Origin of the sequence: Propionicimonas paludicola, assembly GCF_002563675.1 — a bacterium.
Classification (GTDB): Bacteria; Actinomycetota; Actinomycetes; order Propionibacteriales; family Propionibacteriaceae; genus Propionicimonas; species Propionicimonas paludicola.
This window is the reverse complement of sequence record NZ_PDJC01000001.1, coordinates 643,943-658,228: the sequence shown is the minus strand read 5'-3', so window position 1 is coordinate 658,228 and position 14,286 is coordinate 643,943. Positions and strand designations below refer to the sequence as shown.

Below are 14,286 nucleotides of genomic sequence, written 5' to 3'. Positions count from 1 at the left end.
TCAGCGAAATTGCCGCAGGATTTCAGGATAACTCGGAAGTCGCAACATCGGCCAACGGGGCCGCAGTCGTGCTGAGCTTGCGGCGGCGAGCCCACCAGCACATCAACGCACCGACGACCGCGATCATGCTGATCTGGATCAGGACGCCCGGTCCGGCCACGCCGGCTTGCCGATCCATCATGTGTTCCAACGCCCCGAACGGCAGGCTGATTTCCCCGATCAGGTTATTCACCACATGCAGGGCGATGGCGGCCTCCAGCCCGCCGGTGCGCCAGGTGACCACGCAGGCGATCACGCCGAAGGAGAAGTAGAACAGGTTGAGCCACGGATCACCGGCCACATGCATTCCCATGAAGACCAGCGAGGACACCACCGTCGCCACCGCGAAACCGAGCCAGCGATTGGCGAACCAGGAGCCGACCGAGCGGGCCAGCAGGCCGCGGGCCATGTACTCCTCACCGGCCGCCTGGAACGGGGTGGTGAGCACGATGGCCACGATCAGGAACAGCGAGTCGGCGTTCCAGGTCAGGTCACCCAACCCGTCCAGCAGCAGAGAGATCGACAACGGCACCACGGCGATCAGCGCGAACTGCCAGAACAGCGCCCAGCGGAAGCCCCCGGTGATCGAGGTCAACCACCGCGGACGCTGCCCGTACACCAGCCAGCTGGTGAGCACCGCCATCGGGATGAACAGGGCCAGGCTGACATTGTTGGCCGTGAACATCCACGGCGTCATCTTCGTCATGGCCTCCCAGACCGAGGAGAGCCTCCCGGTCGCGACGTCGTAGGCCATGGCCCCGCCGACCAGAGCCAGCGAGACTGTGAACCACACCGCCGCCAGAAGCGCGATCGCCGCCAGCGGCTTCCACCAGCGGAAGCGCGGCGCGCGGTAGAACTCGTGGAAGGCCTTCGGTTCCACCGGCAGCGCGGACGGACGTGGAGGCTCAGCGGCCGGATACGGCGGCTGGTAGGCAGCCCACTGGTCACCAGGCGTAGCCTGACCCCCCGGCCCTGCCGGATAGCCGACCGGGCCGCCGCCCCACAGATACCCCGGCGGCGGATAGTCCGGTGGGACGGGATAGCCGGCCTGCGGCGGGTAGCCGGCCTGCGGCGGACAACCGGGTGGAGGCGGGTAGCCCGGCGCGGTGCCCGGCCATCCCGGAGCAGCCTGCGGAGCGTCCGGCCAACCCGGGGCCACTGGCGATACCGGCGGCAGACCTGCCGTCGCTGGGTTCTCCGGCACCGGTGAACCCGATGTCGGAGTCTCCGGGACGTCCGGCGTCACACCAGGTTCGGGAACCACAGCGCGATCTCCTTTGCTGCGGACTCGGGTGAATCGGAGGCATGCACCAGGTTCTCCCGATTGGAGAGTGCGAAGTCACCGCGGATGGTGCCCGGAGTAGCGGCGATGCCGTTGGTGGCGCCGTTGAGGCCGCGCACCACCTCGATCACCGACGGCCCTTCCAGCACCACGGCTACCAGCGGACCGGAGGTGATGTAGGTGCGCAGCGGCGGGTACCACGGCTGGTTCACGTGATCGGCGTAGTGCGCATCGGCCTGGGCGGCATCGACGTGGCGCAACTCTGCGGCCACCAGCGACAGGCCCTTCGCCTCGTAGCGGGCCAGGATCGTGCCGGCCAGCCCGCGACGAACGGCGTCCGGCTTGAGCAGCACCAGGGTCCGTTGAAGATCAGTCATGCCCGAAACCCTACCGGGAGCGACCAGCCGATCAGTCGTCGGCTTCCGAAGCTGTGGACGAGTTGGCCAACAGCGTCCGCGCCGCTCCGGCCAGGTACACCGAGCCGGCGATCAGAATGCCGGCGCCCGGGCCGGCCTCATCGGCCAGCTGGACGGCCATCTCGATCGCCTCGGGCAGTTCTTCGGCGACCCGGACCCGGTCATCGCCGAGGACTCCGATGGCAGTCTCGGCCAGCTCGACCGCGCCCAGTGCCCGCGAGCTACCCGGAATCGTGGTGCAGACCACCACGGTGGCCTCCTCGGCCAGTTCCTGCAGCACACCGGGAACGTCCTTGTCGGCCATCATGGCCAGCACCACGATCAGCGGCGAGAAGGCGAACGACTCGGTCAGCGCAGCCAGGGTCGCCCGGACTCCGTGCGGGTTGTGGCAGGTGTCCAGCAGCACGGTCGGCGAGCGCCGGACGATCTCCAGGCGGGCCGGTGCTCGCACCGCGGCCAAGCCCTCCTCGATCACCTCGGCCGGCAGCGGACGCCCACCGAGGAAGGCCTCGGTGGCGGCCACGGCCAGGGCGGCGTTGTGGGCCATGTGGGCACCGAACAGGGGCAGCAGCAGGTCACCGAGCGGTCCGTCCGCGGTCTCGACCCGGATCACCTGGCCGCCGACGGCAGGAGCCCGCTCGATCAGCCCGAACTCGATCCCCTCGCGGCGAACCTCAGCGCCCACCTCGGAGCTGCGGGCCAGCAGCACCGCCCCGGCCTCGGGGGTCTGGGCGGCCAGCACGGCTTTGGCGCCAGCCTTGATGATGCCGGACTTCTCGATGGCGATCTCGGTCAGGGTGCTGCCCAGAATGGCGGTGTGGTCGTAGTCGATCGGGGTCACGACGGCGACCTCGGCATCGGTGATGTTGGTGGCATCCCAGGTGCCGCCCATCCCGACCTCGACCACGGCGACGTCCACCGGCGCGTCCGCGAAGGCGGCGTAGGCAAGAGCGGTCATCACTTCGAAGAAGGTCAGCGAGATGCCATCGAGCTGCTGCGCATCGACGATGTCGATCATCGGCTGGATCTGTTCGACGAGCTCGTCGAACACGTCGTCGGCGATCGGCTCACCGTCGATGCAGATCCGCTCGGTCAGGTTCACCAGGTGCGGGCTGGAGTAGCGTCCGACCCGCAGTCCCAGCGACCGCAGCAGTGTGTCGATCATGATGGCCGTGCTGCCCTTGCCGTTGGTGCCGGTGATCAGAATCACCGGGCAGGCGTCCTGCGGCGACCCGAGCAGATCGCACAGTGCGCGGACGCGCTCCTGGCCGCGGCCGACCTGGTGCTCCGGCCAGCGGGACTGGAGAGCGTTGACGATCTCTGCGTGGGTTCGACTCATAACTATCCAAGCCTAGCCGGACCCGGCTTCACACAGAGGCGTCCCCCTATACTGACCGGGTGCGTGAAGAGGCCACAGCCGGGCCGAAGAAGGGCTGGCAGCGCTGGGTGACCTTGGTCGCCCGGCTGGTCCTGGGACTCACTTTGATGATCGCCGGCGCGCTCAAGATCACCTCGATCGATGCCGCCATCAACTCGGTCCGCGCCTACAAGCTGCTGCCCTTCGAGATCACCTGGCTGGTCGGCACGGCGTTGCCGATCGTCGAGATCGTGATCGGCCTGATGCTGGTCACCGGCACCTTCACGCGGATCGCCGCCGTGCTCGGCTCGGCCCTGATGCTGGCCTTCATCATCGGCATCATCTCGGTGTGGGTGCGCGGCATTTCGATCGACTGCGGCTGCTTCGCCCCGGGCGGGGCGGTCGATCCGAGCCAGACCCAGTACCCGCTCGAGGTCGCCCGCGACGTCGGGCTGCTCCTCCTCGGCGTCTGGACGATCTGGCGCCCCACCTCCGTTTTCGCCCTCGACGCCTGGCTGTTCGCCGCCGCCGAGCCCACCACCGTCGACGACCAGGAGAACCTTCGATGACCCAGAACCGGCGCGAGCAGCTGCGCAAGGCGGAGCAGGCCAAGGCCAATCAGCAGCGCCTGACCCGGATCATCGGCGTCGGCGCCGGCCTGTTGGTACTGGTGATCGTGGCGGTCTTCGCGGTCGTCCTGATCTCGCAGGCGAACAAGGCCACGACGGCGGCCCCGTCCGCCGAACAGATCAGCCCGCCGAACGCGCTGGCCAATGATCAAGGCATCCTGCCCTACCCGGGTGCGGCCAAGTCCGGCGTGCCGGCGGTCGAGCTGTTCTTCGACTACCAGTGCCCGATCTGCAACCAGTTCGAGACGATCTACGGCGACGCCCTGGAGCAGCTGGCCTCCTCCGGCCAGATCGAGCTGCACTACCGTCCGATGATCTTCCTGGACGTGAACCTGCAGAACGACTCCTCGCTGCGGGCCGGCATCGGTGCGGCCTGCGCGGACGTCGTCGGCCAGTACCGGCAGTACCACGACCAGCTCTTCGCCAACCAGCCCCAGAAGGAAGGCGCCGGCTACGCCGACTCGGTGCTGCGAGATGCCATCCCGGCCAAGCTCAGCCTCACCGGCGACAAGCTGACCACCTTCCAGAAGTGCTACGACGGCAAGCAGACCCAGAAGTGGGTGCAGGCCCAGGACGAGTCCGGCGCCAAGGCCGGCGTGACCGGGACGCCGACCTTCCGGGTCAACGGTCACGACGTCGCGCTGAAGGAGTTCGCCAGCCCCGACCAGCTCGGTCAGCTGATCAAGAAGTTCAGCTGAGTCGAGGCGGCGCCGTGGGCCGATGTGACGGGCCTTCGGCACCCTCAATATGATTCAGCCCATGACTGCAGACGCTCAGAAGACCGCACCGATCGCTCCCGCTTCGGCCAGCGGCGGTGTACCTGAGCGTCCGGTGCTGGAAGGTCTGGAAGCCAAGTGGGTGGAGCGCTGGCGCGACCAGGGCACCTACACCTTCCACCGGCCGGAGTCTCGCGAGCAGGTGTTCAGCATCGACACCCCGCCGCCCACCGTGTCCGGTTCGCTGCACGTGGGCCACGTGTTCAGCTACACCCACACCGACGTGATCGCCCGCTACCAGCGCATGCAGGGCAAGCAGGTCTTCTATCCGATGGGCTGGGACGACAACGGCCTGCCCACCGAGCGCCGGGTGCAGAACTTCTACGGGGTGCGCTGCGACACCTCGCTGCCCTACGACCCGGACTTCACTCCGCCGGCCAAGCCCGACCCGAAGCGGCAGGTGCCGATCAGCCGGCGCAACTTCGTCGAGCTGTGCCATGAGCTGACCGCGGTCGACGAGATCGCCTTCGAGAACCTGTGGCGGACGCTCGGGCTGAGCGTGGACTGGAGCCAGCTGTACGCCACCATCTCCACCGAGTCGCAGCGGATCAGCCAGCTCGGCTTCCTGCACAACTACGCCCGCGGCGAGGCCTACCTGTCCGAGGCGCCGACGCTGTGGGACATCACCTTCCAGACCGCGGTCGCCCAGGCCGAGCTGGAGGCCAGGGACTACCCCGGCGCCTACCACCGGGTCGCCTTCCATCGTCCCGATGGCGAGCCGATCTACATCGAGACCACGCGTCCGGAGCTCATCCCCGCCGTCTGCGCGCTGATCGCCCACCCCGACGACAAGCGCTACCAGCACTTGTTCGGCACCACGGTCACCTCGCCCATCTTCGGCGTCGAGATCCCGGTGCTCGCGCACAGCGCGGCCGAGCCGGACAAGGGCGCGGGCATCGCGATGTGCTGCACCTTCGGTGACCTGACCGACGTCCAGTGGTGGCGTGAGCTGCGGCTGCCGACCCGCACCGTGATCGGCCGGGACGGACGGATGCTGGCCGAGACCCCGGAGTGGCTGACCGACTCGTCGGCCTATGCCGAGCTGGCCGGCAAGACCACTTTCAGCGCCCGCGAGGCGGTCGTGGCCATGCTGCGCGCCTCCGGCGACCTGGACGGCGAGCCGAAGCCCACCCAGCGGATGGCGAACTTCTACGAGAAGGGCGACAAGCCGCTGGAGATCGTCTCGACCCGGCAGTGGTACATCACCAATGGCGGTCGCGATGACGAGCTGAAGGAGCAGCTGCTGGCCCGTGGCGAGCAGCTGGCCTGGGTGCCCGATCACATGCGGCACCGCTACTCCAACTGGGTCAACGGCCTCAACGGCGACTGGCTGATCAGCCGGCAGCGCTTCTTCGGCGTACCCTTCCCGGTCTGGTACGCCTTGGACGCCGAGGGCGAGCCCGACTTGGAGCACCCGATCACCGCAGCGCCGGAAACTCTGCCGGTCGACCCGTCCAGCGACTGCCCGCCCGGCTACACCGCCGAGCAGCGTGGTGTGCCCGGCGGCTTCATCGGCGATCCGGACGTGATGGACACCTGGGCCACCTCGTCGCTGACCCCGCAGATCGCTTGCGGCTGGGAGCGGGACGAGGAGCTGTGGCGGCTCACCTTCCCGATGGATCTCGCCCCGCAGGCCCACGACATCATCCGCACCTGGCTGTTCTCCCGGGTGGTCCGGGCCCACTTCGAGCACCAGGAACTGCCCTGGCGCCGGGCCGCGATCTCCGGCTTCGTGGTCGACCCCGACCGCAAGAAGATGAGCAAGTCCAAGGGCAATGTGGTGGTGCCCACCGACATCCTGGACCGGTTCGGTTCGGATGCCGTCCGCTGGCGCGCGGCCATGGCCCGCCCGGGGATGGACTCGCCCTTCGACGAGACCCAGATGAAGGTCGGCCGTCGCCTTGCCATGAAGATCCTGAACGCCTCGAAGTTCATCCTGGGCTTCGGCGAGGCTGCGGACGCCGCCGTCACCGAGCCGGTGGACCTGGCCATGCTGGCTCAGCTGGTCGAGGTGGTTCGCGCGGCCTCGGCGGCCTTCGAGGCATTCGACTACTCCACGGCCCTGGAGGCCACCGAGAAGTTCTTCTGGCAGTTCTGCGACGACTACCTGGAACTGGTCAAGGAGCGCGCCTACACCGAGGGCGCCGGCGCCAACTCGGCGCGGGCTGCCCTGCGGCTGGCGCTGGGCGTCCAGCTGCGGCTGTTCGCGCCGTTCCTGCCGTTCGTCACCGAAGAGGTCTGGTCGTGGTGGCAGGACGGCTCGATCCACCTGGCCGCCTGGCCGACCGTTGACGAGCTGCCCAGCGACGGCGTGCCCGCGCTGCTGGACGACATCGCGGCTGCCCTGATCGGGATCCGCGGCGCCAAGTCCCAGGCAAAGGTCTCGATGAAGACCGAAGCCACCTCGGCCACCTTCACCGGCCCGGCGGACGTTCTGGCCCGGCTGCAGCAGGCCGAAGCCGACCTGCGTGCGGTGGGCCGGATCCTCCCGGCCATCGACTGGGTCGAGGCGGACGCTCCGTTGAGCATCGCCGTGGAACTGAAGCCGGCCGAGGAGAGCTGAGCCATGCGGGCCTGGGTGGCCGTCGCCGCTGCTGCGGTGCTGCTGGCCGGCTGCGCCGCGCCGGTGCGGGACCCGTCCGGTCGGCTCACGGCGCCCACCACGGCGGACGCGTACGCGATCAGGGCCGGCGACTGCGTCGGAGAGCTCGGCACCGGGTCGGTGACCAAGCTCGAGTTGCTGCCCTGCGACCAGGAGCACTACTGGGAAGCGTTCCTGCTCACCGAGCTGGAGGGCACCGACTACCCCGGCGATGTGGCCCTGGCCAAGCAGTCCGAGCAGCGTTGCACCGATGCCTTCGCCGAGTTCGTCGGAACCCCACTGAAGAAGTCGAAGTACAGCTTCACCTACCTGAGCCCGACCGAGCAGACCTGGAAGAGCGCGAAGGATCGCGCCCTGGTCTGCCTGGTCGGACTGCCCAACGGCGGAGTCACCGGCAGCCTGCGCGGCGTCGCCAAGTAGCTCAGATCAGGTCGGCCAGGATCGGGTCGGCGATCGCCAGCACGGCGCGCTTCGCCTCTCCTGCGCTGGTCGCAGCCCGGGCGGCCGCAGCGAACTGCTGACACTGCTCCCGGGTGTGAGCGGCCAGTACGGTGCGTACCGCGGCCACCTTGCTGGGAGCCATCGACAAGCTGGTCACGCCGAGCCCGACCAACACCAGCGCCAAGCCGGGGTTGCCGCCGGCCTCGCCGCAGACACCGATCGGCTTGCCCATGGTGTGGCCGCCTTCGCAGGCCATGGCGATCACGTCGAGCAGGGCCGGCTCCCACGGGTCGAGCAGAGACGCCAGCTCACCCTGCATCCGGTCGGCAGCCATCGTGTACTGCTGCAGATCGTTGGTGCCCAGCGACGCGAAGTCGACGTGGTAGAGGATGCCGCGGCTGCGGATGGCAGCGGACGGCACCTCGATCATCACGCCCACCTTGGGCAGGCCCAAGGCCCGGACCCGCTCGGCGAACCAGACCGCCTCGGCCTGGGTGGCCACCATCGGGGCCATCACCCGGACGTCCGCGCCGGTCGCGTGGTAGGCCGCAGCCAACGCCTGCAGCTGGGTGTCCAGCACGTCGGTGCGGATCATGCCCAGTCGGAGGCCACGGCGACCCAGGGCCGGGTTCTCCTCCGGACCGAGATCGGCGAACTTCAGCGGCTTGTCCGCGCCGGCGTCCAGGGTGCGCACCACGACCCGGCGCTCGCCGAAGGCGGAGAACACCTCGGTGTAGGTGGCGGTCTGCTCCTCCAGGGTCGGCATGGTGTCGCGATCCAGGAACAGGAACTCGGTGCGGAACAGGCCGACCCCCTCGACCGGCTGGGCGGCCGCGCGGCGGGCGTCCTCGACGGTGCCGATGTTGGCCAGCAGGGCCACCGGGTAGCCGTCCTTGGTGCAGCCCTTGCCGGTGCCACCGGCCAGAGCAGCCTCGCGGCGCCGCTTGCGCTCAGCCAGCAGGGCCACCTCTTCGGCGGTCGGGTCGACGGTGATCTCGCCGACCCCGCCGTCCAGGGCGACCGTGGTGCCGACCGGCACCGAGAGGATGCCGACGGCCTGGACGACCGCGGGAATGCCCAGCTGGGCAGCCAGGATCGCGGTGTGGCTGGTCGGCCCCCCGGCCTCGGTGATGATGCCCAGGCAGGTGTCGGCGGTCAGGGTCGCGGTCTCGGCCGGAGCCAGGTCGTGCGCAGCCAGGACGGACGGGACGCTCAACGCGGGCACCCCCGGCTCGGGCTCACCGAGCAGCCGGGCCACGGCGCGATCACGGACGTCCTGAAGGTCGGTGACTCGCTCGGCCATGTAGCCGCCCAGCGACTCGAACATCGCGCAGTACTCGGCCACGGCAGCGGCCACGGCATGGGTGACGCCTAGTCCGGCGCCGAGTTGAGTCTCGATGCCGGCGGCCAGTCCGGGGTCGCGGGCCATCATGGCGCCGGCCTCCAGGATCGGCTTGGCGTGGGCGTCCGCAGCGGCGGCGCGAGCCTCCAGGCCGGCCGCCACCTCCTCGAGCACGGCCTGGACCTTGGCCCAGGCTGCGGCGGCGTCGGTGGTGGGCGCCTCGTCGGCGGGCGGCTGCGGAGCCGGCCGCACCAACACCAGCGGCCCGACGGCGGTACCGGCGCTGACGCCGATCCCGTGGAAGGTGTGCGCCAGGTCGGTGGTCATCGGTTACTCGGCGTCGAGATCGCGGGAGAGCAGCTCGACCAGCGAGTCCAGGGCGGCGTCGGCTCCATCGCCCTCAGCGGAGAGGGTGACCGTCTCGCCATGCTTGGCACCCAGTGCCATCACCATCAAGATGCTGCGGGCATCCACCGGCTTGCCGCCTTCCTTGGCGATCGTGATCGGCAGGCCGGCCGCAGTGGCAGCCTGAACGAACAGCGAGGCAGGACGGGCGTGCAGGCCAACCGAGGAGGCGATGGCGACGTGACGGGTGGGCATAGGGAACTCCTTGTGCGAACGACCAACTCCGAGGCTCAACAATGGCATACCCGCGGGCCGCGATGGCAATCACAGCGTCGATCTACACCAAGCTGAGACCTTGGGTGCCGAGAGCCTCGGCACCGGTTCCGGGACGGCTCAGGCCGAGCGCTCCCGGCGTTCATTGCGGACCAGCTGGGCCCGAGTGAGCATCTGCGGCGAGGCACCCTCGTTGACGACTGCCGCATTCACCACGACCTGAGCGACCTGTTCGTCGCTGGGTACGTGGTACATCACGTTGAGCAGGATCTCTTCCAGGATCGAGCGCAAGCCGCGGGCGCCGATGCCGCGCTTGAGCGCCACCTCGGAGATGGCCTTGATGGCGTCCTCGGTGAACTCCAGGTCGACCCCGTCCAGCTCGAAGAGCTTGCGGAACTGCTTGATCAGCGCGTTCTTCGGCTCGACCAGGATCCGGACCAGCGCCTCTTGATCGAGCTGCTCGACGGTGGAGATCATCGGGAGTCGTCCGATGAACTCGGGGATCAGGCCGAACCGGTGCAGATCCTCCGGCCGGACCTCTTCGAACGGATTGAGCGAGGCCGGACGGCGAATGGCCGCATCATTGTTGAAGCCCAGCGGACGCTTGCCGACCCGGGCGTTGATGATCTCTTCCAGGCCGGCGAAGGCACCGCCCACCACGAACAAGATGTTGGTGGTGTCGATCTGGATGAACTCCTGATGCGGGTGCTTGCGGCCGCCCTGCGGCGGCACCGAGGCAGTGGTGCCCTCCAGGATCTTCAGCAATGCCTGCTGGACGCCCTCGCCGGATACGTCCCGGGTGATCGACGGGTTCTCGCTCTTGCGAGCCACCTTGTCGATCTCGTCGATGTAGATGATCCCGGTCTCGGCCTTCTTCACGTCGTAGTCCGCGGCCTGGATCAGCTTCAGCAGGATGTTCTCGACATCCTCACCGACGTAGCCGGCCTCGGTCAGCGCGGTGGCGTCCGCCATGGCGAAGGGCACGTTCAGCATCCGGGCCAGGGTCTGGGCCAGATAGGTCTTGCCACAGCCGGTCGGGCCGATCAGCAGGATGTTCGACTTGCCGAGCTCGACCAGCTCGTCGTCGGCGATCCGGCGACCGGGAGTGGCCGCCTGCGCCTGGACCCGCTTGTAGTGGTTGTAGACCGCGACCGACAGCGCCTTCTTGGCCTTCTCCTGCCCGATCACATAGGTGTCGAGGAAGGCGCAGATCTCCTTGGGCTTGGGCAGCTCATCGAGCAGCCCGGTGTCCGGGGTCTCGGCGAACTCCTCCTCGATGATCTCGTTGCACAGGTCGATGCACTCGTCGCAGATGTAGACGCCGGGACCGGCGATCAACTTCTTGACCTGCTTCTGGCTCTTCCCGCAGAAAGAGCACTTCAGCAGATCCGAGGTCTCTCCGATTCGTGCCACGATGCCTTTCCCTCCGTGTCGGTGACTCACCATAACGCCGGCTTCCTGGTGCAACCAGGAAGGTCCGGCGGCGGGTCAGGGCTGGATGTCCTTCAACGAGGTCAGGATGTCGTCGACGATGCCGTACTCAACGGCCTCCTCGGCGGTCAGGTACTTGTCCCGCTCGATGTCCCGGCTGATCTTCTCCACACTCTGGCCGGTGCTCTCGGCGAGCATGCCCTCCATGAGCGAACGGATCCGCAGGATCTCCCGGGCCTGGATCTCCAGGTCGGAGGACTGCCCGTAGCCGCCTTCGGTGGCCGGCTGGTGGATCAGAATCCGGCTGTTCGGCAGGGCGAGCCGCTTGCCCTTGGTGCCCGCTGCCAGCAGCACGGCCGCAGCCGAGGCCGCCTGACCCAGGCAGACCGTCTGAACGTCCGGCTTGATGTAGCGCATGGTGTCGTAGATCGCGGTCAGCGCCGTGAACGAGCCACCGGGCGAGTTCAGGTAGATGCTGATCGGACGCTCCGGATCCATCGACTGCAGACACAGCAGCTGGGCCATGACGGCATTGGCGATGTCGTCGCTGATCGGGGTGCCCAGGAAGATGATCCGGTCCTCGAAGAGCTTGGTGTACGGGTCGACCCGACGCATGCCGTAGGAGGTGCGCTCCTCCCACTGCGGGATGTAGTAGTCCATGCTGGGGCCGACCGGCGCCAGCCCATGGGGCAGGGTGCTCATGAGGTTCCTCACTGGTTCGGGGCGTCGGCGATCTTGATCTGCGCGGCCCGCTCGTAGACGTGGTCGATGAAGCCGTAGGCGAGAGCTTCCTCCGCGGTGAACCAACGGTCCCGATCGGAGTCCTTCTCGATCTGCTCCACGGTCTGACCGGTGTGCTCTGCGATCAGCGAGGACATGGTCTTCTTGATGTGCAGCGACTGCTCGGCCTGGATCCGAATGTCGGAGGCCGTTCCGCCCAGGCCACCGGACGGCTGGTGCATCATGATCCGGCTGTGCGGCAGCGCGAACCGCTTGCCCTTGGCACCGGACGAAAGCAGGAACTGGCCCATCGACGCGGCCAGGCCCATGGCCACAGTGGCGACGTCGTTGGAGATCCACTGCATGGTGTCGTAGATCGCCATGCCGGAGTCGACCGAGCCACCCGGGGAGTTGATGTACAGGTAGATGTCCTTGACCGGGTCTTCGGCGTTCAACAGCAGCATCTGCGCGCAGATGGCGTTCGCATTGTCGTCCTTGACTTCGGATCCCAGGAAGATGATCCGGTTCGCCAGAAGCGACTGGTAGACCGAGTCGGACATGCCGACTCCACCGGGACCGCCCGCCATGGACGGGCCGTGCTGATTGGCTCGGTAATCGTTCACGGAGGCGAACCTACCCGCTGGATCGCCGAAATCGGCATGGTTCCAGGCCCTGTTCGCTGTGGGCGCAGCCGCGCGGAAGGGCCCGAAATGCGGCAGCGGCACCGCCCTACTGGACGATGCCGCTGCCGGTTGATTCAGCTCACTCCTCGGGGAGGGTGTCCGCCGCCTCCGGAGCGGTCAGGGTGACCTTCTTGCCGGCGGTGTCGACGATCTTGGCCTTGTCCAGCACCAGGCCCAGGGCCTTGTTCCGACGGATCTCGCCCAGCCACTCGTTGGCGTGGCCGTGCTCCATCATGTGCTGCAGCTCCTGCTCGGGGCTGGTGCCGTTGGCCGCGGCCTTCGACACGATCAGCTGAGTGAGGTCGCTCTGCTCGGTGGTCACCTCGTTGTCCTCGGCGATCTTGTCCAGGATCAGCTGCGCCTTCAGCGCGCGCTCCAGGCCCTCGTCCTGACGCTTCCAGAACTCCTCCGGAGTGCCGGCGTCGTCCTGCGACTGGGTCAGGTAGCGCTCGAGGGTCAGCCCGGCCTGAGCCAGCTGGGTCTCGATCTGAGAGCGCTGAGCGGCCAGCTGGCTGCTCAGGAAGGTCTCCGGCAGTTCGAGCTCGGCCGCGGCGACCAGCGCCTCCAGGACCTTGTTGCGACCCTCGGCCTGCTGCTCGTTGGCGAGCAGCTGCTCGACGGCCTTGGCCAGGTCGTCCTTCATCTCCTCGACGGTGTCGAACTCGGAGATCATCGAGGCGAACTCGTCGTCCAGCTCGGGGAGCTTCTGCTCGTTGACCTTCTTGACGGTGACCTTGATGTCGGCCGGCTCGCCCTCGAAGGCGCCACCGACAAGGGTCGAGGAGAACTCGGCAGTGTCGCCGGCCTTGAGACCGATCACGGCCTCCTCCAGACCGTCGATCATGCCGCCGGAGCCGAGCACGTAGCTGACCCCGTCCGCAGTGGCGTCCTCCAGCGGCTCGCCGTCGCGGGTACCGACCAGATCGATGACGACCTGGTCGCCGTCGGCGGCGGCGCGGTCGACCTCCACGGAGGTGGCGAAGCGACGACGCAGCAGGTCGATCCGCTCGGCGACCTCGGCCTCGACCTCACGCAGCGGCTCGACGGTGGCCTTGAGCTTGGCGAAGTCCGGCACGGAGAACTCGGGGCGGACGTCGGTCTCAGCGGTGAACTCGATGACGTCGCCGTCCTCGAGCTTGGTCACCTCAATGGCCGGCTCGCCCAGCGGGACGATCTCGGACTCGATGATGGCCGCCTCGTAGGCGGTGGGCAGTGCGGCGTTGATCGCCTCCTGCAGGACTGCGGCCCGGCCGAAGCGCTGGTCGATCACCAGGTTCGGCACCTTGCCCTTGCGGAAGCCCGGGATGGACACCTGCGAAGCGATCTCGCGGTATGCCTTGTCCAGATGGGGCTTCAAATCGGCGAAGGGGATCTCAATGGTGAGCTTCACCCGGGACGGATTGAGCTGCTCGACGGTGCTGGGCAATGCGGGCTCCTGGATCGGAAGGTAGACAGACCTGCTAATCCTAGCCAGCCCGCTCGGCGTGGTCACACTCGCCGAAGTCAGAGGCACGCGGGACGACGCCGATGAGCGTTCTCGCGCAGCTCTGAGCTAAGGTAACCACCGCGCGGATGTAGCTCAATGGTAGAGCCCCAGTCTTCCAAACTGGCTACGCGGGTTCGATTCCCGTCATCCGCTCCACAGGCGGCGTGGGCCGACCCAGGATCAGCGATCGGGTCAGGCAGTCAGCCAGTACTCGTTGGTGAGCAGCGCGGCCACCAGCCCAGCGGTCACCAGACCGACGAACAGGCCCTGCAGGCCGACCGCAGCGAGCAACGGGTGAAGGAAAGAAACGCCGAACACCAAGTTGGCCACGATCACGCTTGCGACCACAACGACGCTGACAACGATGGCAACACGAAACAGATACTTCATGATGATGAGCGCCCCCGAGCTCCAGTTGTAGCGATCCCCCCGATCGCTAGCGACCCGATTCTACGGCACGCGAG

At 67.8% G+C, this 14,286-nt stretch carries 14 protein-coding genes and 1 tRNA gene; 5 read left to right on the top strand and 10 right to left on the bottom strand.

What is annotated here, in order from left to right; genetic code table 11:
- Positions 1 to 22: 22 nt before the first annotated feature.
- From ATK74_RS02990 to ATK74_RS02980, 3 genes are read right to left on the bottom strand one after another with little or no spacing between them, the layout of a single operon-like run.
- Positions 23 to 1,303 (bottom strand): CPBP family intramembrane glutamic endopeptidase, encoded by a 1,281-nt coding sequence (locus tag ATK74_RS02990; RefSeq protein WP_143483540.1) that lies wholly within the window; start codon positions 1,301 to 1,303, stop codon positions 23 to 25.
- Positions 1,282 to 1,698, bottom strand: coding sequence for a nucleoside-diphosphate kinase (ndk, locus tag ATK74_RS02985; protein WP_098459649.1), 417 nt, complete (start codon positions 1,696 to 1,698; stop codon positions 1,282 to 1,284). The genes ATK74_RS02990 and ndk overlap by 22 nt, the downstream gene beginning before the upstream one ends.
- Before the next feature lie 31 nt (positions 1,699 to 1,729).
- Positions 1,730 to 3,076 (bottom strand): bifunctional folylpolyglutamate synthase/dihydrofolate synthase, encoded by a 1,347-nt coding sequence (locus tag ATK74_RS02980; protein ID WP_098459648.1) that lies wholly within the window; start codon positions 3,074 to 3,076, stop codon positions 1,730 to 1,732.
- A 59-nt stretch (positions 3,077 to 3,135) separates the two neighbouring features.
- Between ATK74_RS02980 and ATK74_RS02975 the strand changes: the two genes are divergently transcribed.
- From ATK74_RS02975 to ATK74_RS02960, 4 genes are all read left to right on the top strand, one after another.
- Entirely contained in the window at positions 3,136 to 3,663 is a 528-nt protein-coding gene (locus ATK74_RS02975; RefSeq protein ID WP_245840648.1) for a DoxX family protein, read from the top strand.
- Positions 3,660 to 4,421 (top strand): DsbA family protein, encoded by a 762-nt coding sequence (locus ATK74_RS02970; protein ID WP_098459647.1) that lies wholly within the window; start codon positions 3,660 to 3,662, stop codon positions 4,419 to 4,421. Before ATK74_RS02975 ends, ATK74_RS02970 begins: the two co-directional genes overlap by 4 nt.
- 61 nt (positions 4,422 to 4,482) lie before the next feature.
- Positions 4,483 to 7,062, top strand: a complete 2,580-nt coding sequence (gene valS / locus ATK74_RS02965; RefSeq protein WP_098459646.1) for a valine--tRNA ligase — start codon at positions 4,483 to 4,485, stop codon at positions 7,060 to 7,062.
- A 3-nt stretch (positions 7,063 to 7,065) separates the two neighbouring features.
- On the top strand, positions 7,066 to 7,521 hold the full coding sequence (locus ATK74_RS02960; RefSeq protein WP_098459645.1) for a septum formation family protein: 456 nt from the start codon (positions 7,066 to 7,068) through the stop codon (positions 7,519 to 7,521).
- 1 nt (position 7,522) lies between these two features.
- On the opposite strand, the gene ptsP is transcribed toward ATK74_RS02960, so the two are convergent.
- The 6 genes from ptsP to tig form a co-directional block, all read right to left on the bottom strand.
- Positions 7,523 to 9,211: a phosphoenolpyruvate--protein phosphotransferase gene (gene ptsP, locus ATK74_RS02955; protein ID WP_098459644.1), complete on the bottom strand. Its 1,689-nt coding sequence runs from the start codon at positions 9,209 to 9,211 to the stop codon at positions 7,523 to 7,525.
- A gap of 3 nt (positions 9,212 to 9,214) precedes the next feature.
- Positions 9,215 to 9,484, bottom strand: coding sequence for an HPr family phosphocarrier protein (locus ATK74_RS02950; protein ID WP_098459643.1), 270 nt, complete (start codon positions 9,482 to 9,484; stop codon positions 9,215 to 9,217).
- Between the two features lie 138 nt (positions 9,485 to 9,622).
- Complete coding sequence (clpX, locus tag ATK74_RS02945; RefSeq protein WP_098461924.1) at positions 9,623 to 10,915, bottom strand: ATP-dependent Clp protease ATP-binding subunit ClpX; 1,293 nt, start codon at positions 10,913 to 10,915, stop codon at positions 9,623 to 9,625.
- A 75-nt stretch (positions 10,916 to 10,990) separates the two neighbouring features.
- Complete coding sequence (locus tag ATK74_RS02940; protein WP_245840647.1) at positions 10,991 to 11,635, bottom strand: ATP-dependent Clp protease proteolytic subunit; 645 nt, start codon at positions 11,633 to 11,635, stop codon at positions 10,991 to 10,993.
- An 8-nt stretch (positions 11,636 to 11,643) separates the two neighbouring features.
- Positions 11,644 to 12,240 (bottom strand): ATP-dependent Clp protease proteolytic subunit, encoded by a 597-nt coding sequence (locus tag ATK74_RS02935; RefSeq protein WP_098461923.1) that lies wholly within the window; start codon positions 12,238 to 12,240, stop codon positions 11,644 to 11,646.
- 175 nt (positions 12,241 to 12,415) lie between these two features.
- Complete coding sequence (gene tig / locus ATK74_RS02930) at positions 12,416 to 13,762, bottom strand: trigger factor (protein ID WP_098459642.1); 1,347 nt, start codon at positions 13,760 to 13,762, stop codon at positions 12,416 to 12,418.
- 142 nt (positions 13,763 to 13,904) lie between these two features.
- Between tig and ATK74_RS02925 the strand changes: the two genes are divergently transcribed.
- Positions 13,905 to 13,978: transfer RNA gene (locus tag ATK74_RS02925), tRNA-Gly, on the top strand.
- A gap of 36 nt (positions 13,979 to 14,014) precedes the next feature.
- On the opposite strand, the gene ATK74_RS02920 is transcribed toward ATK74_RS02925, so the two are convergent.
- A complete protein-coding gene (locus ATK74_RS02920; protein WP_098459641.1) occupies positions 14,015 to 14,212 on the bottom strand; it encodes a hypothetical protein in 198 nt (65 codons plus the stop codon).
- Between the last annotated feature and the right edge of the window lie 74 nt (positions 14,213 to 14,286).

Bases quoted from the DNA above. Each gene is read 5' to 3' on its own strand.
- ndk (WP_098459649.1), bottom strand. From the start codon at position 1,698: ATGACTGATCTTCAACGGACCCTGGTGCTGCTCAAGCCGGACGCCGTT.
- ATK74_RS02980 (WP_098459648.1), bottom strand. From the start codon at position 3,076: ATGAGTCGAACCCACGCAGAGATCGTCAACGCTCTCCAGTCCCGCTGG.
- ATK74_RS02970 (WP_098459647.1), top strand. From the start codon at position 3,660: ATGACCCAGAACCGGCGCGAGCAGCTGCGCAAGGCGGAGCAGGCCAAG.
- valS (WP_098459646.1), top strand. From the start codon at position 4,483: ATGACTGCAGACGCTCAGAAGACCGCACCGATCGCTCCCGCTTCGGCC.
- ATK74_RS02960 (WP_098459645.1), top strand. From the start codon at position 7,066: ATGCGGGCCTGGGTGGCCGTCGCCGCTGCTGCGGTGCTGCTGGCCGGC.
- ptsP (WP_098459644.1), bottom strand. From the start codon at position 9,211: ATGACCACCGACCTGGCGCACACCTTCCACGGGATCGGCGTCAGCGCC.
- ATK74_RS02950 (WP_098459643.1), bottom strand. From the start codon at position 9,484: ATGCCCACCCGTCACGTCGCCATCGCCTCCTCGGTTGGCCTGCACGCC.
- ATK74_RS02940 (WP_245840647.1), bottom strand. From the start codon at position 11,635: ATGAGCACCCTGCCCCATGGGCTGGCGCCGGTCGGCCCCAGCATGGAC.
- ATK74_RS02935 (WP_098461923.1), bottom strand. From the start codon at position 12,240: ATGGCGGGCGGTCCCGGTGGAGTCGGCATGTCCGACTCGGTCTACCAG.
- ATK74_RS02920 (WP_098459641.1), bottom strand. From the start codon at position 14,212: ATGAAGTATCTGTTTCGTGTTGCCATCGTTGTCAGCGTCGTTGTGGTC.